The organism is Rhodococcus sp. IEGM 1305 (assembly GCF_030058635.1).
Classification (GTDB): Bacteria; Actinomycetota; Actinomycetes; order Mycobacteriales; family Mycobacteriaceae; genus Rhodococcus_F; species Rhodococcus_F opacus_D.
Window position 1 is genome coordinate 13,383 of sequence record NZ_JASHKX010000021.1, and the last position, 18,375, is coordinate 31,757.

The window sequence follows — 18,375 nt, forward strand, 5'->3', positions numbered from 1 at the left end:
GCGATTACCGTAGCAAAGGATTCCGGGGCTTGTCGGCCCGAGCCTCAGTACGCCCGAGCGTACTGCGCCGGAATCTGCGGCGTCACCTGGGCATTCAATACCAGTGCGGCTTTTCGCGGCCAATACGGGTCGCGCAGCAGTTCGCGCCCGAGGAACACGGCGACGGCTTCTCCCGACTCCACGATCCGCTCGGCCTGCTCCGGCTCGGTGATGAGCCCGACGGCGGCGGCCGGGACCGTGGTCTCGTTCTGGATGCGACGGGCGAACGGGACCTGGTAGCCGGGCCCGATCGGGATCCGGGCGGAGGCGACGCCGCCGCTGGAGACGTCGACCAGGTCGACGCCGAGATCGGCGAGGGCCTGCACGAGGGAGACGGTCTGATCCGGCGTCCAGCTGTCCGCGTCGAGGCCGGGCTCCTCGGACAGCCAGTCGGTGGCCGAGACCCGGACGAACACGGGCAACTCGGCCGGCCAGACCCCGCGTACCGCCTCGACGACCTCGAGCAGGAGGCGAATACGGCCCGCGAAGCTGCCGCCGTACTCGTCGGTGCGGTGATTGCTGACCGGTGAGAGGAACTGGTGCAGCAGATAGCCGTGTGCCGCATGGATTTCCACCACCTTGAAACCAGCACGCGACGCCCGCTCGGCGGCGGCCGCGAAATCGGCGACCACCTTCCGGATGTCGTCGGTCGTCGCCGCGGCCGGCGGGGTGTGGTCGCCGAAACCGATCGCGCTCGGCGCCACCGTCTGCCAGGACAGCCGATCGTCGCCGTCGAGGCTCCCGCCCCCGCGCCACGGGACGTGCGCGGAGCCCTTGCGCCCGGCGTGACCGAGCTGGATGCCCGGGACCGCGCCGAAGTACTCGAGCTGTGCGTTGATCTCCGCGAAGGCCTCGGTCTGGGTGTCGTTCCAGATGCCGAGGTCGGCGGGACTGATGCGGCCCTCCGGGCTGACGGCCGTCGCCTCGGTGAGGATCAGGCCGGCACCGCCGATGGCGCGCGTCACGAGGTGCGTCCGGTGCCAGTCGTTGGGAACTCCCACGTCGCGGCCCGTCACGTCGGCCGAGTACTGGCACATCGGCGCCATCCACACCCGATTGGGGACGGTGACTCCGCGGAAGGTGATGGGTTCGAACAGCACGCTCACTACAGCACTCCTGCCTCTGATGGTCTCGACCAGTCGCAACCTGCGCGGGGGACCAAATCATTCCCAGTCGTTCCCGCTCCGCGGTGTACAGGCCCCGGTATATAGGCTGTCTTCATGACTGCAGTGACCTCCACCTCGTCGGCCGGTGCCGCGGTGGATACCCGTGAAGCCGTCCACGCAGCGGCCCGTCGCGCCCGCACCGCGTCGCGGGTCCTCGCGCTGCTCACCACCGCGCAGAAGGATGCGGCGCTCCATGCGGCGGCCGATGCCGTGCTCGCCGCCTCCGCCGACATCCTCGCCGCCAACGCCGCCGACATCGAGACGGCCAGGGCGTCGGGCACCGAGGACTCCCTGCTCGACCGCCTGCGGCTGACCCCGGAGCGCATCGAGGGGATCGCGTCCGGGCTGCGTCAGGTGGCCGGTCTGCCCGACCCGGTCGGTGAAGTGGTGCGCGGTTCGACCCTCCCGAACGGTCTCGAACTCCGTCAGCTGCGGGTTCCGCTCGGCGTGGTGGGCATGGTGTACGAGGCCCGCCCCAACGTCACCGTCGACGCGTTCGGGCTGGCACTCAAGTCCGGCAACGCAGCCCTGCTGCGCGGCTCCTCGTCCGCGGCGAAGTCGAACGCGGCGCTGGTCGTGGCGTTGCGGGCGTCGCTGGCGGCGCAGCAGCTGCCGGAGGACGCGGTGCAGTTGCTGCCGAGCGACGACCGCTCCAGCGTGACGCACCTGATCCAGGCCCGCGGCCTCGTGGACGTCGTCATTCCCCGCGGCGGCGCAGGCCTGATCAGCGCCGTGGTGCGCGATGCGACCGTCCCGACGATCGAGACGGGCGTCGGCAACTGCCACGTCTACGTCCACTCGGCGGCCGACCTGGAGATGGCCGAACGGATCCTGCTCAACTCCAAGACGCGGCGACCGAGTGTCTGCAACACCGCGGAGACGGTGCTGATCGACGCCGCGATCGCCGAGACGGCGGTGCCGAAGCTGCTGCAGGCCCTGCAGACGCACAGCGTGACGGTCCACGGGGATCTGCCGGGTCTGGTGCCCGCGACCGAGTCGGACTGGTCGGAGGAGTACCTCACCCTGGACGTGGCGCTCAAGGTGGTCGACGATCTGAACGCCGCGGTCGAGCACATCGACCGCTACGGGACCGGCCACACCGAGGCCATCGTGACGTCCGACCTCGCGGCCGCCCGCGAGTTCACCGCCCGGGTCGACGCCGCCGCCGTCATGGTCAACGCGTCCACCGCCTTCACCGACGGTGAACAGTTCGGATTCGGCGCCGAGATCGGGATCTCCACGCAGAAGCTGCACGCGCGCGGCCCGATGGGGCTCCCCGAACTGACGTCCACCAAGTGGATCGTCTGGGGTGACGGGCACACCCGCCCGGTCTAGGCGTTTCGCCCACCCCCTTTCCCTCAGCCCCTCTGCCCGTCACCCCTTCTGAAAGGAGCGAGCGTGGATCGCGCACTGCCCACCACGACGCCGTTCTTCGCGAGCGTCGACGACGTCATCGCTCGGCTCGCCGAAACCGGCTACCTGTCCGACAAGGGCACCGCGACCGCGGTGTTCCTCGCCGACAGGCTCGGAAAACCCCTGCTCATCGAGGGTCCCGCCGGCGTCGGCAAGACTGAACTCGCCCGCGCCGTCGCCGAGACCACCGGCGCCGAACTGGTGCGGTTGCAGTGCTACGAGGGCGTCGACGAGGCGCGCGCGCTGTACGAGTGGAACCACGCGAAGCAGATTCTGCGCATCCAGGCGGGCAGCGACCACAGCTGGGACTCCACCAAGGCGGACGTCTTCTCGGAGGAGTTCCTGCTGTCTCGGCCGCTGCTGACCGCGATCCGGCGCGAGGACCCGACGGTGCTGCTGATCGACGAGACCGACAAGGCCGACGTCGAGATCGAGGGTCTGCTCCTCGAGGTGCTCAGCGATTTCGCGGTCACCGTCCCCGAACTGGGCACCATCACGGCCACGCGCAAGCCGTTCGTCGTCCTCACCTCGAACGCCACCCGTGAACTGTCCGAGGCGCTCAAGCGCCGCTGCCTGTTCCTGCATCTCGACTTCCCCGACGCCGAGCTCGAGCGGCGGATCCTGGCGAGCCGGGTGCCGGAGCTGCCCGAGGCGGTGGCCGAGCAGCTGGTCAGGACCATCCGCGTACTGCGCGGCATGCAGCTGAAGAAGCTGCCCTCGGTTGCCGAGACCATCGACTGGGGCCGCACCCTCCTGGCGCTCGGGCTCGACACCCTCGACGACGACGCCGTGCGCGCCACGATGGGCGTCGTCCTCAAACACCAATCCGACCAGCTACGGGCCGCTGCCGAGCTGCGACTGAACTGAAGGACTCCCCATGGCTGCTGGTGGTCCACTCGCGTCCCGGTCGAAGCCGGGCGGTCCCGCGGCGCCGCACGGGCTGCCGGGGCATCTCGTCGACTTCGTCGAGGCGTTGCGGCGGCGCGGCATCACGGTCGGTCCGTCCGAGACGGTCGACGCCGGTCGGGTGATGTCGGTCCTCGATCTGCTCGACCGCGAATCGTTGCGCGAGGGGCTTGCGTGCGCGCTGCTGCGGCGGCCCACCCACCGGCCCACGTTCGACGCGTTGTTCGAACTCTGGTTCCCGGCGGCGGTCGGAAGCCGGGCGGACGGGGCGATCGACACGAGTCTGCCGCGGAACGCGAAGGGTGAGATCGACTACGAGGCGCTGCGCGAGCTGATCGTCGAACTCCTCACCGACGGATCACCGGAGGCGATCGAGCTCACCGAGCTCCTGACCGCGCAGATGGTCGAGGAACTCGGCCAGTACCAGTCGGCGAACGGCCCGTCGTTCTCCGCGTACCAGGCGCTGCGGGACGTCGCGCCGGAAACCCTGCTGAAGAAGATCCTCGACGGACTCCTGGGCAATCAGCAGGACGGCGAAGCCCGAACGACGGAAAGCTACGAATCCGAGGTGGCCAAGCGCACCGCCGCCCAGCGGATCGCCGACTTCCGGAAGATGATCGAGAAGGAGACGCGGCGACGGTCGGCCGAGAACCTCGGCAAGGAGCGGGTGGCGTCGTACGGCGTGCCCCGGTTGGCCGAGGAAGTCGACTTCCTCCGCGCGTCCGACGCCGAACTGACGGCACTGAAACGCAACGTCACCCCGCTGGCCCGGCTGCTCGCCAGCCGCCTCGCCGTGCGGCGCAGCCGCAACCGGGCCGGTTCGATCGACCTGCGGCGGACCCTGCGCAAGTCGATGTCCACCGGCGGAGTGCCCATCGACCTCGTCCAGCGCAAGCCCCGCCGGGCGCGTCCCGAACTGGTCGTGATGTGCGACGTCTCGGGTTCGGTCGCCGGTTTCAGCCACTTCACCCTGTTGCTCGTCCACGCGCTGCGCGAACAGTTCTCCCGGGTGCGGGTGTTCGCGTTCATCGACACCACCGACGAGGTCACCCGCTTCTTCGACGCGGGGGCCGACCTCGGCAGCGCCATGTCGCGGATGATCCGGGAAGCCGACCTGGTCGGCTACGACGGGCACTCCGACTACGGCAACGCGTTCGGGGTGTTCGCCGAGCGGTTCACCCAGAGCATCACCTCGCGGACATCGCTGCTGGTGCTCGGCGACGGCCGCAACAACTACCGCGACCCGAATCTGGAGGCCCTGGCCCGCCTCGTATCGGTGGCGAAACACGCGCACTGGCTCAACCCGGAGCCCCGCGGCCAGTGGGGAACGGGCGACTCGGCGGCCAAGGTGTACAACGAGGTCATCAGCATGCACGAATGCCGATCCGCTCAGCAGCTGGCGTCGGTGGTCGCCGGGTTGCTGCCGGTGTGAACACGTAAGCTCGGCACTCGTGGAACAGGGAGCAGCGGGCGCGCGTCGGCGCCGCCTCGGAGTCATGGGCGGCACCTTCGACCCCATTCATCACGGTCACCTCGTGGCGGCCAGCGAGGTGGCGGATCGATTCAGCCTCGACGAGGTCGTCTTCGTGCCCACCGGACGTCCGTGGCAGAAGCAGGGCAAGGGCGTCAGCCCCGCCGAGGACCGGTACCTGATGACGGTCATCGCCACCGCGTCGAACCCGCGTTTCTCCGTCAGCCGGGTGGACGTCGACCGGGAGAAGGTCACCTACACCGTCGACACTCTGCGTGATCTGCGCAGCTACCACCCGGACGCCGAGCTGTACTTCATTACCGGTGCGGACGCCCTGGCGAGTATCCTGTCCTGGCAGGACTGGGAGGAACTGTTCTCGCTGGCGAAGTTCGTCGGGGTGTCGCGCCCGGGATTCGATCTCAACACCGAACATCTGGCCGGTCACCTGGACGCATTGCCGGAGGACGCGGTCACGCTGATCGAGATCCCGGCTCTGGCGATCTCCTCGACGGAATGTCGGCGGCGGGCCAGTCGACACCGTCCTGTGTGGTACCTCGTGCCGGACGGTGTGGTCCAGTACATCTCCAAACGGAACCTGTACAGGCCACCGGACTCCGAGCGTCTCGACGGCGCGACGACGATGTCCGAACCGGCCCCGGACAAGACCAAGAGTTAGTCAGCACTTTTCGAACCGAACTGGGAGAACATCGCGTGAGCGCAACGACCGAAGCCATCGAGATGGCACGCATCGCGGCAGTGGCTGCCGACGAGAAGCTGGCCTCCGATGTGGTGGTGCTCGATGTTTCCGAGCAGCTGGTCATCACCGACTGCTTCGTCATCGCCTCCGCCCCCAACGAGCGACAGGTCAACGCGATCGTCGAGAACATCGAGGATCGGCTGCGTGAGGCAGGTCACAAGCCGGTGCGGCGCGAGGGCACCCGCGAAGGCCGTTGGGCACTGCTCGATTTCGTCGACGTCGTGATCCACGTCCAGCACAACGAGGAGCGCAACTTCTACGCACTCGACCGGCTGTGGAAGGACTGCCCGACCGTGCCCGTCGAGGGTCTCGGGCAGCACGGCCCGGCCGACGCGAACGGTGCGGGCACCGCCGCCCAGGCGGAGGAGTCCGAGCTGTGACGGATGCCCCCCGTGCCCCGCGACGTCTGATCCTGCTCCGCCACGGGCAGACCGAGTACAACGCCGACAACCGCATGCAAGGACAGCTCGACACCGAACTGTCGGAGCTGGGTCGGTCGCAGGCCCGCGCCGCCGCCGGCGCGCTCGTCGGTCGCAGACCGATCTCCATCGTGTCCTCCGATCTGCGGCGGGCCTACGACACCGCAGTCGAGGTCGGCGACAACGCCGGTCTGCCGGTGCAGATCGACGAGCGCCTCCGCGAGACGCACCTCGGTGACTGGCAGGGGCTCACGCACCTCGACGTCGACGCGCGCGCACCCGGCGCCCGCGCCACGTGGCGCGGCGACGCGACGTGGGCACCGCCCGGCGGGGAGAGTCGCATCGACGTCGCACGCCGCAGCAAGCCGGTGGTCGCCGAACTCGTCGAGAAGCACGAGGACTGGGCGGAGAAGCCGGTGGTCCTGGTCGCGCACGGCGGTGTGATCGCCGCGCTGACCGCCGCACTGCTGGATCTGCCCGTCGACCGCTGGCCGGTGCTGGGCGGGCTGGGCAACACCAGCTGGGTACAGCTGAGTGCGTACGGAAACCCCGATTCGCTCAACTGGCGCCTCGACGTGTGGAACGCTTCTGCGAGTGTGGCCAGTGACGTCCTCTGACGCGGGTGCCGGTCCCGGGGAACGCCCCGTACTGCTCGTGCTCGCCGACTCGCTGTCGTACTACGGTCCCAAGGGCGGTCTCCCGTCCGACCACCCCGACATCTGGCCCAATATCGTTGCACGTCAACTTGGTTGGGATGTCGAGTTGGTGGCGCGGATCGGGTGGACCAGCCGCGACGTGTGGTGGGCGCTGACCCAGGACCCACGCGTGTGGTCGGCGGTTCCCCGCGCCGGTGCCGTCGTGTTCGCGGTCGGCGGCATGGACTCCCTTCCGTCCCCGCTCCCGACGGCACTGCGGGAACAATTGCGTTACGTCCGCCCACCCGCGCTGCGCCGCGTCGTGCGGACCGGCTACCAGTGGCTTCAGCCCAGGCTGTCCCCGCTGGGGTGGCCGGTGGCGTTGCCCCCGCGGCTGAGTGTCGAATATCTGGAGAGCTCCCGGGCGGCGCTCGAGTACATGCGTCCCGAGCTGCCCGTCATCGGCACCCTGCCGTCCGTGCATCGCAGCGAGGCCTACGGCAAGGTGCACGCGGGTCGCCCCGGTGCCGTTGCCGCCATCACCGCGTGGTCGGAGGAGAAGAACGTGCCCCTCGTCGACCTCGCGGAGGCGGTGCGCGCCAACGTCTTCAGCGATCAGGGTAATCCGGACGGCATCCACTGGGGCTGGGACGGACACACCGAGGTGGCTGCGTCGATGCTGACCGCGCTCCGCGCGGCGGGAGTCGTTCCGGACTCCGCCGAGGGTGCGGTTCCGGCCGACCCGGTGTCGAGCGGAGCCGAGTAGTCCGATGCCCGTCGTCGTCGTCACCGATTCTTCGGCCTCGATCCTGCCCGAACTCGTCGAGCAGTACGGGATCCAGGTGGTCCCGCTCCACGTCCTCAGCGGTGGCCAGGATTTCCGGGAGGGAATCGACCAGCTCCCCGACGACCTTGCCGGTGTCACCACGTCGGGCGCGTCGCCGAGCGAGCTGTCCGAGGCATACGCGACAGCGCTGGAACTCAGTGAGGGCGCAGGCGTTCTCGCGGTCCACATCTCCCGCCAGCTGTCCGGCACGTGGGAGGCGGGCCGCCAGGCGGCGCAGGAATTCGGCGGCCGGGTGCGGATCGTCGACTCCCAGTCTGCCGGAATGGGATTGGGCTACCCGGTCCTCGAGGCCGCGCGGGCCGCGAAAGATGGTGCGAACCTCGAGACCGCGTACCGGCGGGCGGTCGACGTCGCGAGCCGCGGGCGTTGCCTGATCGTGGTGGACAGGCTCGATCAGTTGCGTCGCGGAGGCCGCATCGGCACCGCCGCCGCGCTGCTCGGCACCGCACTGGCGATGAAACCGGTGTTGCATCTCGTGGACGGCCGGCTGGTTCTGAAGGAGAAGACGCGCACCTCGACCAAGGCGATGGCCAGGATGGTCGACGCCGCGGTGGAGCTGGCAGGTCTGGACAGGACGGCCGTCGCTGTGCATCACATGCATGCCCGGCAGCGCGCCGAGGCGGTGGCACAGCACCTGAAGGACCGGATTCCGCAGGTCAGTGATCTCGTCGTCACCGATTTCAGCTCGGTGATCGGTGCCCACGTCGGGGTGGGCGCCATCGGCATCGTGCTGTGCCCGGAACCCACCCTGCACCACGAAGACCGCGATTCATCCACAACGTCGCACTGATCCACAGGCCGATTCGGAAAGCCTGGTCGTCGCGGCAATTCGGTGGGCGGCGCACTCTACCGTCGCGTCCATGGGCATCAGGGAAGAACGTTCGAGGGGCCGGACGCGGCTCGCGTTCCTGACGTCGGGGGAACGCGATGCGGCGCCGCCCGACACACCGTCGGAGCCGGAGTGGCTGGCCGAGCCGATCGGGACCGTCCTCGACGGCGACACGACGTGGTCCGCCGAACGCCGGGGTGGATTCTCGCTGCCGGACCGGTGGCGGGACGCACGATTCGATCCCGGGCGTTCCGGGGCGCTGGTGCTCGTCGTGGTGGGGATCGTCGTTGCGACGGCCGCTGTGCTGGGAGTGCGCAGCGATCGGCCGGAGACACAGGCCGTTCCGTCGCTACCCGCAGCCGGGGTGCATTCCCTGACTCCGGCGCCGGTGACGACGGCTCCCGCCGCGGCGGCGTCGGCACCCGCGCCGGCGGAGGAGATCGTCGTCAGCGTCGTGGGACTGGTGGCGTCGGCCGGTCTCGTCCGGCTACCGCCGGGCTCCCGGGTCGCGGATGCCCTCGCTGCTGCCGGGGGAGTGCGCGACGGCGGTGACACCCTCGGATTGAATCTGGCTCAACGACTTTCGGACGGCGACCAGGTGCTGGTGGGTGCCGCGACCACCCAGGCGCCACCGAGTGCGGTGGGCGGCGCCGCCGCGGGATCGCCGGGGACCGCAGGCGCAGCGGCCGCCACGGGCGGAGGGCTCGTGAACCTCAACACGGCGACCGAGACGGAGCTCGACGCACTTCCCGGTGTCGGGCCCGTCACGGCGGCGGCGATCGTCGCGTGGCGCACGACCAACGGCACGTTCACCGACATCTCGCAACTGGGGGAGGTGGACGGGATAGGGCCGGTGCGGCTGGAGAAACTGCGCGGCCAGGTCACCCTGTGATGCCCGACGACGAACCGCGTCTTCTCGATCTGCGGCTACTGCCGTTCGCCGGGATGTGCTGGGCGGCAACGCTGATCGGCATCCTCGGAGGCTCCCGGGCGGCATGGGTCCTCGTGGCGACCCTGTCGGGAGCGGCAGTTCTCCTCGCCGCGGGACGCGCCCTGCGGGGACCGGGCCGGTGGACGGCCGCGACGTTGGCGGTCCTGCTGTTCGGGTCCTGCTGCGCCGCCGGGGTGGCCTGGCGGGTTCATGCCGTGGAGCGGCACCCGATGACCGAACTCGCCCGGAACGAGACGTGGGTGACGCTCGTCGTCACCCTCGTCGACGATCCCCGGGAGATCGCCGGCTTCGGACGGCACGTCCTCGTGAACGCGAACGTCGTCGAGATCCGCCGGGCCACCGAGACGATCCACTCGGGCGGTGCGGTGGTCGTCCTCGCCCCGGCGGAGGGGTGGCTCGGACTGCTGCCGGGGCAGGACGTGGTCCTGCGCGGGCAGGCGAGCCCTCCGCGGCACCGGGATCTGAGCCTGGCCACGGTCCGGGTGTCCGGACCGCCCGCGGACGTCGGTCCCGCGCCCCCGCATCAGCGGTGGGCCGGCGCCCTGCGTGCGCGGTTCGCCGCTGCCGCCGCCGTCCTGCCTGCCGACGAGGCAGGACTGCTGCCGGGGCTGGTGGTCGGCGACACCTCGGCGCTGTCCCGGGTGGTGAAGGACGACTTCACCGCGACCGGGTTGACGCATCTCACGGCGGTGTCCGGGGCGAACGTCAGCATTCTGCTGGGAGCGGTGCTGCTCCTGGTCCGAGCGGTGGGGCTCGATCCCCGCGCGGGTGCGGCGCTGGCCGCCGCGGCCCTGATCGCATTCGTGGTGATCGCGCGACCGTCACCCAGTGTGCTGCGCGCCGCGGCGATGGGCTCGGTCGCCCTGCTGGCGCTCGTGACCGGACGGCGGAAACAGGCGATGCCCGCGCTCGCGGCCGGGGTCATCGCCCTGCTGGCGTGGTCACCGGAGTTGGCGGTGAACTTCGGCTTCGTTCTCTCGGCGACCGCCACCGCAGGATTGATCGTGATCGCGCCGGTCTGGGTCGACATGCTGGTGGGCCGCGGCTGGCCGCGGGCGGTGGCCGAGACGGTGGCGGTGTCCGTCGCCGCCTTCGCCGTCACCGCTCCGATCGTCGCCGCGATGGCCGGGACGGTGAGCCTGGTGTCCGTCTGCGCGAACATCCTGGTCGCCCCCGTGGTCGGCGTGATCACCGTGGCCGGAGCGATCACCGCGCTGATCGCGGGGGTCAGTGTTCCCGTCGCGGAAGTGGTGGTGCGCGTGACCCAGTGGCCGCTGTGGTGGCTCGTCACCGTCGCCGAGCGGGGCGCGCGGATTCCCGGAGCCTCGGTTGCGGTGCCCTCCGGGCCCGCCGGTGCGGCGATCGTGCTCGGTGCCGTCGCGGCGCTCGGTGTGACGCTGCGCAGACGCGGACCGCGGCTGGTGCTGGCGGGAATCGCGATCGGTGTGCTGGTGCTGTGGGTGCCGGTCTGGCCGTCGTCGCTGGGTCGCCTTGTGTGAGCGCGCCCGAATCCGGGAAACCTTCGCAGAACTCGAGGAAAGGGACGACGACATGCAGGTGGGGTTCAAGCTGATGGCCGAGACGTTCGATCCGCGGGAGATCGTGCGGCAGGCGGTGGAGGCCGAACGGGCCGGCTTCGACTTCGTCGAGGTGAGCGATCACTATCACCCGTGGCTCTACAGCCACGGTCATTCGGGATTCGTGTGGTCGATGCTCGCGGCCGCCGCGGCACGGACCGACCGGATCGGTCTGGCGACCGGCGTCACCTGCCCGTTCGTCCGATATCACCCCGCGATCATCGCGCAGGCCGCGGCCACGACCGCCGTCCTCAGCGAGGGCCGGTTCACCTTGGGACTCGGTTCGGGGGAACGGCTGAACGAACATGTCGTCGGTGGCGGTTGGCCGTCGGTGACCATCCGGCACCAGATGCTCCGTGAGGCGATCGACATCATCCGCCTGCTGTGGTCGGGCGGCTACCACTCGTACGAGGGCAAACACCTCACTCTCGACGACGCCCGCGTGTTCGATCTCCCCGACGTGCCGCCCACGATCGCCGTCGCGGCGGGCGGCACGGAGGCCGTCGGGATCGCCGCGGAACTCGGCGACGGACTGTTCGCCACCGAAGCGGATCCGGACCTGGTGAAGGCCTACGCCGGGGCCGGTGGGTCGGGGCCCAGATACGGGGAGGTGCCCCTCGCGTGGGCTCGTGACGAGGAATCCGCGGTCGAGTCGGCGCACCGGTTGTTCCGGTTCGGGTTGACCGGATGGAAGGTTCAAGCGGAACTGCCGAATCCGATCAACTTCGAGGCAGCAGCGTCGTCGATCCGCACCGAGGACGTCCGCGACGCCATGGCCTGCGGGCCGGATGTCCGGCGGCACCTCGAGGTGGCAGGCACCTTCGTCGATGCCGGGTTCGATCATCTGGCGCTGATCAACGCGGGGCCGGACGTCGACGGCTTCTTCGAGTTCTTCGCCAACGAGTTGAGTGAGCCGCTGCGGGCGCTGACGACTTCCTGATATCGGCTGTGCCGCTGCAACTTTCGTCTCGTGGGCGCGCCGCTCGACACGCTCGGCGCGACCGGGGCGGAACGGGTTCTGTATCGTTTCGACTTCGATTCCCGATGTGCATATGCGACACCGAAACACCGACTACCATCCGGTGGCAGATGCCTGAGGTGAACGGTCTTGGAACGCACCCGCGTTGGAGGGCGAATGTCGGAATCGGAGCGGACAGATCTCGATGTGGACGACGAGCTCGACGCCGGGCAGGTGTGGAGAGCGCAGCGGGTCGTTGCCGCCCAGTCACTCGACGCCGAAGACTGCCGCATGCTCCTGTCCATGCTCGGCATAGCGGGTAACCCCGATGCACCGGAGGCGGACTGACGGCGGTCAGGTCACCTTCCGGTGATGGTGAGTGACGATTTCCTGCGCCACCGTCGCCAGTTTGAGATTCATGTCCTGCGAGGTGGTGCGGAGAATCTCCATCGCCTGAGTCTCGGGAATGTTGTGGAACGCCATCAGCAGTCCCACCGCCTTCCCGATTTCACGGTTGCTGGCCAGGCCTGCCCGCAGTGTCTCGGCCTCGGCGTGCTCGTGGACGGCCGCCAGCGCCACCGCCGCGAACGATGCGAGCATGATGCCCTGATCGACGGACGTGGTGTTCAGCGCTCCCGCCGTGTCGGAGAACAGATTGAGGGCGCCGACCTTGCGTCCGAGGATGACGAGTCGGAATCCGGCGGCACCGCGCACCGGTGTGTGGGCCAGCACCCGCGCCGACAGCCGCGGCCACTGCGACGTGGTGGCGAGGTCCGTCTCGAACTGGGGAGTGTCGCTGACGATGGCATCGACGCACGGTCCCTCGTTCTCGCTGCGCTCGAACTCGTCGACACGGAAGGCCACGTCGTCGCTCGCCGCGGCCGTCACATAGCGGGATCCCTCCCGGAGCATCAGGCTCGCGTGGTCACAGCCCTCGACGAGCAGCGGCGCGGCGTCGCAGATGGCTTGGTGGACGTGCCCGAAATCCTGGCCTGCGTAGAGAAGATCGGCGAGGGTCGCGAACGTCGCGGCCGACCTGCCGACCGCCTGCGAGCGCGTCGTCTCGGGCACTGTCTCTCGCATCGGTTCCTCCAGCGTGCGGGCATGCGCCCGGTTCACCGATTCAGTCTGCCAGAGAGGGCGGTCCCCGCAGGTCCCGGCCGCAGGAATTCCCGATCGGACTCCGGCGGCAGTCGTCCCGGGCGAAGATGACGGCATGGTTTCGCGCACCGAGGACCCACAGGTGACCATCGGCCAGGGAACGCTGCGGGGCGTCCGCCTGGGCGGCGTTCGGTCCTGGAAAGGCATTCCCTACGCCGCGCCGCCGGTCGGCGAGTGGCGGCTCCGCGCCCCGCGCCCGCCCGAACCCTTCACCGGCGTTCGCGACTGTTCCCGGTTCGGTCCGATCGCACCGCAGAACGAGCACGGCCCGCTGCCCATCGATCCCGGTCTGACCATCGACGAGGACTGCCTCACCGTGAACGTCTTCGCCCCCGCGACGGACACCGAGCGACCGCGGCCGGTGATGGTGTGGATCCACGGCGGGGCGTATTACCTCGGTTCGTCCGGACAGCGCATGTTCGATCCGACCCGTCTGGTCGAACGCGGCGACGTCGTGGTGGTCACGTTCAACTACCGGCTCGGTGCGCTGGGCTTCCTCGACTTCTCCTCGTTCTCGACCGGGGAGCATCCGTTCGAGACGAACCTGGGCCTGCGCGATCAGATTGCGGCACTGACCTGGGTTCGCGACAACATCGCGACATTCGGCGGCGACCCGGGCGACGTGACCCTGTTCGGGGAATCCGCCGGTGGCGGCGCGGTCACCACGCTGATGACGTCCCCGCCTGCGGAGGGACTGTTCCATCGCGCGATCGCCGAGAGTTCCCCCGCGACATCCGTGTACGGCGGTGACCGCGCGGCGAGCATCGCCGAGTCGTTCCTCGAGCTGCTCGACATCGCGCCCGCCGACGCGGGCCGTCTCCGCGACCTGCCCGTCGACGTGCTGACGAAGGCCTGCGTCGAACTCGTCCAGCAGGTGCCCGCGCGGGTCCCCGGCACCCTGGCGGTTGCTCCGACCGTCGACGGCGACGTGGTCCCGCACTACCCGGTGGCGGCATTCCGCAAAGGCCTCGCACACCGAATTCCGCTGCTGATCGGGACGAACAAGGACGAGGCGTCGATGTTCCGGCTCATGAAGTCGCCCCTGATGCCGATCACCCCGGACGCCGTGCATCAGATGTTCGTGGCGATCGCCGCCGACCATCCCGACCTCCCGGCGGACGAGGAACAGGAGGTGGCGGCCGCGTACCCCGACTACCCGAAGAAGCGCTCGGCCATGGAGATCTCGCGGGACGCCGCGTTCCGGATGCCGACGCTGTGGATCGCGGAGGCGCACAGCCGCGTCGCCCCGACCTGGCTGTACCGCTTCGACTACGCGACACCGTTCCTGCGCGCCGCGCGGATCGGCGCCACCCACGGCACCGAGGTGCCGTACGTCTTCGGGAACTTCGGTGTCGTCCCGCACGACCCCACATTCAAGCTCGGGGGGCACCGAACCGCCGGGCACGTGTCGGAGCGGATCCAGCGACGGTGGCTGTCGTTCGCCACCGAGGGCACACCGGACGGAACGGGAGCCGAGGTCGGCTGGCCGCTGTACGACGAGGCGGATCGCACGACCCTGCTGATCGGCAAGTCCGACGCGGTCGTCGCCGATCCGGACCGGGAACTCCGCCGGGCCTGGGGCGAGGAAGTCATCGGTTTCACCTGAGCGGCGGTGCCCCGGTTTCGTATCCGCGGAACGCGGGGATACCTCCTGAATGAGCCCTGCAGCAACGGAATCGGGTCGCGACCTCAGTGTGGGGGTCGAGGAGGAGTTCTTCCTCGTCGACGAGTCCGGTCATCTCTCCACCGCGGGACCTGACGTGGTCACGGAGGCCGGCCACGACATTCACGGGCTTCAGCGTGAACTCGCTCGATGCCAGATCGAGACGGCGACGGGCGTGTGCCACACCGGGGAGGAACTGCACGAGGAGCTGCGCAGCCTGCGACGCCGGCTGGCGAAGGCCGCGGCGGGCCGCGATCTGCTGCTGCTACCCAGCGGGACGTCCCTGATCGTCGAGGGATTGCCCCCGGCGATCACCCCGAGCCCGCGGTACGAGCAGATGGCCCGCCACTTCGGGTCGATCGTGGACACGGTGACCACGTGCGGCTGCCACGTGCACGTGGGGGTCCCGAGCCGCGACGTCGGTGTGCGGGTGAGCAACCTGGTTCGCAGTTGGCTGCCCGTACTCCTCGCGCTCGCCGCGAACTCGCCGTTCCACAGTGGGCACGACACCGCCTATCACAGTTGGCGGCACATCATGTGGTCGCGGTGGCCGTCGGCGGGACCGCCGCCGCACTTCGACTCCGCGGACGAGTACGAGGCGATGGTCGGCGCCATGATCGGAACCGGTGCCGCCATGGACCGGGGAATGATCTACTGGCACGTCCGGCTCTCCGACAAGCAGCCGACCATCGAGGTCCGGGTCGCGGACGTCGCCATGACCGCGGCGCACGCGGCGCTCTACGCGGTGGTCGTGAAGGGTCTCGTCGCGTGGGCGCTCCAGTCGCTGGACGACGGCCTCACCGTGCCGTGGCTGCGCGCCGAGCTGCTGCGGGCGCAGTTGTGGCGCGCGGCCCGTGACGGACTCGACGGGGAATGCACGAGCCCGGCCACGGATCGGGCCCTGCCGGTCCGCCGGCAACTGGAATTGCTGAACGACTGCGTGGCCCCGGGGCTCGGCGCGAGTGATCGGGCGTTCCTCGAGTCGGGGCTCGACACCGTGTTGCGCGAGGGCACGGGCGCCGAGCGGCAACGGGCCGAGTTCACGCGCGTCGGCACGCTGGCGGCGGTGGTCGACCTCCTGACGCGCGAAGTGGTCAGCTGACCGGAGGTGGCGGAGTCAACTCGGCGACGCCGGCGGTGGTGGAGCCGATGTAGCCGGGATGCAGCAGTCCGGCGGATCCGACACCCGTGAGCAGGGCACCTGCGCTGGTGTCCGGTCCGGTACGCAGCGGACCGGGGTCGTCGATCAACGCTTCCACGGTCGCGGTGTCGACGAGGCTGAGGTCGATGCGCTGCCCGGCGGGCTGGTAGACGGCGAGGACGACCGGGTCGGGGTAATGCGCGGCGGTGCGGCGCATGACGTGGAACGCGGGGTCGGTGCCCAGGGCGAGCACGGTGACATTCGCGAACGATGCGAGTCGGTCGGCGACCGCACGGCCCGCCCCGCTGCGCCACGTACGCCCGTACAGGGTGAGCGCGTCGGACAGGTGGCGCTGCTCGGTGTCACCTCGCGGGCTGCCGCCCGCCGGGTCGAGCAGGGCCCGCCACCGCTGTTCATAGAACTCGCACGCGGTGTCGAAGTCGTCGTCGGACCCGGCCGCCGCGACGTCGCCGCGCGAGGGCGCTGCGGGTTCGAGGACGGATCGACCACCGGCGAACAGCGTCTCGGCGTGGCCGGAGGCAGAACAGCGGGCGACCAATTGCACCGACCATCGGAGGAGCAGCCCGTCGCGGCAGGTGTACCGGAAACTCAGCTCGTACCGTTGCCCTGCCGTGCGATCGTCGTCGAGGTCGATCATGTGCGCGTAGTCCGCGCGGATGACGCCGTCCACCTCGGTTTCCGCGGTCATATGATCGAGTGTCCACCGCCGACGCGACCGCTGCGTGGCGATCGCCCGTGTTCGGCCTGCTCGGTCCCGGTTCCGGGGTGTCGGCGACCGTGTCCGCCACACGTGGCACGATCTTCGCGTGAGCACACCAACTCAGCTCGAACAGCTCCATCTCGTCCTCGGTGACGAGGAGTTCCTCGTCGAACGTGCGGTGGCGCAGGTCATCAGCCACGTTCGCGCGAACGCGGACGTGGCCGCGGGCGCTGATCTTCCCGTCAACCGGTTGAGGGCGGGCGACGCCGGGGCAGCCGAACTCGCCGAACTGCTCAGCCCCTCCCTGTTCGCCGAAGACCGCGTGGTGGTGCTCGAGGCCGCGGCCGAGGCAGGCAAGGACGCCGTGGCACTGATCCTCGACGCAGCCGGGGACCCGCCTCCGGGCGTCGTCCTCGTCGTCCTGCACTCGGGCGGCGGACGGGCGAAAGCGATGACCGGGGCGCTGGAGAAACTCGGAGCGGTGGTGCACTCGTGCGCCAAACTGAAGTCCGGCGACCTCATCGGGTTCATCCGCGGCGAGTTCCGCACCCTCGGCGTCCGGGTGTCGCCGGAAGTGGTGCAGACCGTGTTCGAGGGGGTCGGCTCGAATCTGCGCGAACTGGCGGCCGCGTGCTCGCAGCTCACCGCAGACACCGGCGGAAAGATCGACGTCGCCGCCGTTCAGCGGTACTACTCGGGCAAGGCCGAGGTGAGCGGTTTCGACGTCGCGGACAAGGCCGTCGCCGGCGACACCGCAGGCGCGATCGAGGCGCTGCGCTGGGCGATGCTGCGCGGCGTACCCCACGTGCTGCTGGCGGACGCGCTGGCCGACGCGGTGCACTCGATCGCCCGGGTGGCCCCGGCGGGACGGGGAGACCCGTTCCGGATGGCGTCGGAACTCGGCATGCCACCCTGGAAGATCAAGAAGGCGCAGGCCCTCGCGAAGGGATGGACACCCACGTCGGTGGGTGAGGCGCTACGTATCGTGGCGTCCCTGAACGCCGACGTCAAGGGCGCGTCGGCCGACGCGGACTACGCCGTCGAGAGTGCCGTCGGACGCGTCTCCCGGCTACGCCAGGTCTGACACGCAGACACGACAACAGCCGCTCGATCCGAGGATCGAGCGGCCGTTGGAGAGCCTACGACGGAAGAACCGTCAGATCTTGTTGATCGCCTGCGCGAGAGCAGACTTCTTGTTGGCAGCCTGGTTGGCGTGAATGACGCCCTTGCTGGCTGCCTTGTCGAGCTTGCGGCTGGTGGCGACGAGGAGCTCGTTGGCCTTGTCCTTGTCACCGGCCGCCGCAGCCTCGCGGAACGAGCGGATCGCCGTGCGCAGCGAGGACTTCACCGACTGGTTACGGAGTCGGGCCGCCTCGTTGGTACGGATCCGCTTCACCTGGGACTTGATGTTGGCCACGCGTAAAATCCTGTCGTCTTAAGCTGGTTACGGTCGAGAAAGCTCTGGGCGCACACATATGCACCGACAGGCGAGATTACCAGTGATCGGTGTCCGATCTCAAACCGGCGCCGGACGCGCCGGGAAATCCTGCGGCTGTGCTGCTGAACGGGTGTGCATGTAGCAGCATGTCTGGGATGACGCCCCCAGCATCGAAGTCGTCAACAGTAACGAAATCGTCGGCAACCTCGAAAGCCCCTGTCCGGAAATCGGGGGGAAGCACGCAGGCGGGTGCGAAGGCATCGGGAACCCAGCCGCGGACAC

Annotated in this window: 19 protein-coding genes; 15 read left to right on the forward strand and 4 right to left on the reverse strand. The window is 69.5% G+C overall.

What is annotated here, in order from left to right:
- Positions 1-44 precede the first annotated feature (44 nt).
- Positions 45-1,145 (reverse strand): NADH:flavin oxidoreductase/NADH oxidase, encoded by a 1,101-nt coding sequence (locus QM693_RS24590; RefSeq protein ID WP_283353673.1) that lies wholly within the window; start codon positions 1,143-1,145, stop codon positions 45-47.
- Positions 1,146-1,259: 114 nt separating this feature from the next.
- Between QM693_RS24590 and QM693_RS24595 the strand changes: the two genes are divergently transcribed.
- The 12 genes from QM693_RS24595 (at position 1,260) to QM693_RS24650 (ending at position 12,317) form a co-directional block, all read left to right on the forward strand.
- Positions 1,260-2,540 carry a glutamate-5-semialdehyde dehydrogenase gene (locus tag QM693_RS24595; RefSeq protein WP_280782399.1) on the forward strand — a complete coding sequence of 427 codons (1,281 nt, stop codon included), beginning with the start codon at positions 1,260-1,262 and terminating at the stop codon, positions 2,538-2,540.
- A 63-nt stretch (positions 2,541-2,603) separates the two neighbouring features.
- A complete protein-coding gene (locus tag QM693_RS24600; protein ID WP_005261286.1) occupies positions 2,604-3,485 on the forward strand; it encodes an AAA family ATPase in 882 nt (293 codons plus the stop codon).
- A gap of 10 nt (positions 3,486-3,495) precedes the next feature.
- On the forward strand, positions 3,496-4,956 hold the full coding sequence (locus QM693_RS24605) for a vWA domain-containing protein (RefSeq protein ID WP_283353674.1): 1,461 nt from the start codon (positions 3,496-3,498) through the stop codon (positions 4,954-4,956).
- A 64-nt stretch (positions 4,957-5,020) separates the two neighbouring features.
- Positions 5,021-5,671 carry a nicotinate-nucleotide adenylyltransferase gene (gene nadD, locus QM693_RS24610; protein ID WP_005261284.1) on the forward strand — a complete coding sequence of 217 codons (651 nt, stop codon included), beginning with the start codon at positions 5,021-5,023 and terminating at the stop codon, positions 5,669-5,671.
- A 35-nt stretch (positions 5,672-5,706) separates the two neighbouring features.
- Positions 5,707-6,132, forward strand: a complete 426-nt coding sequence (gene rsfS, locus QM693_RS24615) for a ribosome silencing factor (RefSeq protein ID WP_105415022.1) — start codon at positions 5,707-5,709, stop codon at positions 6,130-6,132.
- A complete protein-coding gene (locus QM693_RS24620; protein ID WP_280782402.1) occupies positions 6,129-6,788 on the forward strand; it encodes a histidine phosphatase family protein in 660 nt (219 codons plus the stop codon). Before rsfS ends, QM693_RS24620 begins: the two co-directional genes overlap by 4 nt.
- Positions 6,775-7,572 carry a diglucosylglycerate octanoyltransferase gene (gene octT, locus QM693_RS24625; RefSeq protein ID WP_283333619.1) on the forward strand — a complete coding sequence of 266 codons (798 nt, stop codon included), beginning with the start codon at positions 6,775-6,777 and terminating at the stop codon, positions 7,570-7,572. Before QM693_RS24620 ends, octT begins: the two co-directional genes overlap by 14 nt.
- Before the next feature lie 4 nt (positions 7,573-7,576).
- Complete coding sequence (locus tag QM693_RS24630; protein WP_283333620.1) at positions 7,577-8,443, forward strand: DegV family protein; 867 nt, start codon at positions 7,577-7,579, stop codon at positions 8,441-8,443.
- Positions 8,444-8,513: 70 nt separating this feature from the next.
- Positions 8,514-9,374: a ComEA family DNA-binding protein gene (locus tag QM693_RS24635; RefSeq protein ID WP_283353675.1), complete on the forward strand. Its 861-nt coding sequence runs from the start codon at positions 8,514-8,516 to the stop codon at positions 9,372-9,374.
- Positions 9,374-10,933, forward strand: coding sequence for a ComEC/Rec2 family competence protein (locus tag QM693_RS24640; protein ID WP_283353676.1), 1,560 nt, complete (start codon positions 9,374-9,376; stop codon positions 10,931-10,933). Before QM693_RS24635 ends, QM693_RS24640 begins: the two co-directional genes overlap by 1 nt.
- A gap of 52 nt (positions 10,934-10,985) precedes the next feature.
- Entirely contained in the window at positions 10,986-11,951 is a 966-nt protein-coding gene (locus QM693_RS24645; protein WP_283353677.1) for an LLM class F420-dependent oxidoreductase, read from the forward strand.
- 195 nt (positions 11,952-12,146) lie between these two features.
- Positions 12,147-12,317, forward strand: a complete 171-nt coding sequence (locus tag QM693_RS24650) for a hypothetical protein (RefSeq protein WP_198602055.1) — start codon at positions 12,147-12,149, stop codon at positions 12,315-12,317.
- 6 nt (positions 12,318-12,323) lie between these two features.
- On the opposite strand, the gene QM693_RS24655 is transcribed toward QM693_RS24650, so the two are convergent.
- A complete protein-coding gene (locus QM693_RS24655) occupies positions 12,324-13,052 on the reverse strand; it encodes a GAF and ANTAR domain-containing protein (protein WP_283353678.1) in 729 nt (242 codons plus the stop codon).
- Positions 13,053-13,185: 133 nt separating this feature from the next.
- Between QM693_RS24655 and QM693_RS24660 the strand changes: the two genes are divergently transcribed.
- Together QM693_RS24660 and QM693_RS24665 are read left to right on the forward strand one after the other, a co-directional pair.
- A complete protein-coding gene (locus tag QM693_RS24660; RefSeq protein ID WP_283353679.1) occupies positions 13,186-14,736 on the forward strand; it encodes a carboxylesterase/lipase family protein in 1,551 nt (516 codons plus the stop codon).
- A 49-nt stretch (positions 14,737-14,785) separates the two neighbouring features.
- The gene (locus QM693_RS24665; protein WP_283353680.1) at positions 14,786-15,895 is read left to right on the forward strand and encodes a carboxylate-amine ligase; all 1,110 of its coding nucleotides are present in this window, start codon (positions 14,786-14,788) and stop codon (positions 15,893-15,895) included.
- Here the strand turns inward: QM693_RS24665 and QM693_RS24670 are convergent.
- On the reverse strand, positions 15,888-16,643 hold the full coding sequence (locus QM693_RS24670) for a hypothetical protein (RefSeq protein ID WP_283353681.1): 756 nt from the start codon (positions 16,641-16,643) through the stop codon (positions 15,888-15,890). The genes QM693_RS24665 and QM693_RS24670 overlap by 8 nt on opposite strands.
- Before the next feature lie 118 nt (positions 16,644-16,761).
- On the opposite strand from QM693_RS24670, the gene holA reads away from it, so the two are divergent.
- Positions 16,762-17,739, forward strand: coding sequence for a DNA polymerase III subunit delta (gene holA, locus QM693_RS24675; RefSeq protein ID WP_283353682.1), 978 nt, complete (start codon positions 16,762-16,764; stop codon positions 17,737-17,739).
- 72 nt (positions 17,740-17,811) lie between these two features.
- Here the strand turns inward: holA and rpsT are convergent, their stop codons facing one another.
- Complete coding sequence (rpsT, locus tag QM693_RS24680) at positions 17,812-18,072, reverse strand: 30S ribosomal protein S20 (protein WP_005248015.1); 261 nt, start codon at positions 18,070-18,072, stop codon at positions 17,812-17,814.
- Between the last annotated feature and the right edge of the window lie 303 nt (positions 18,073-18,375).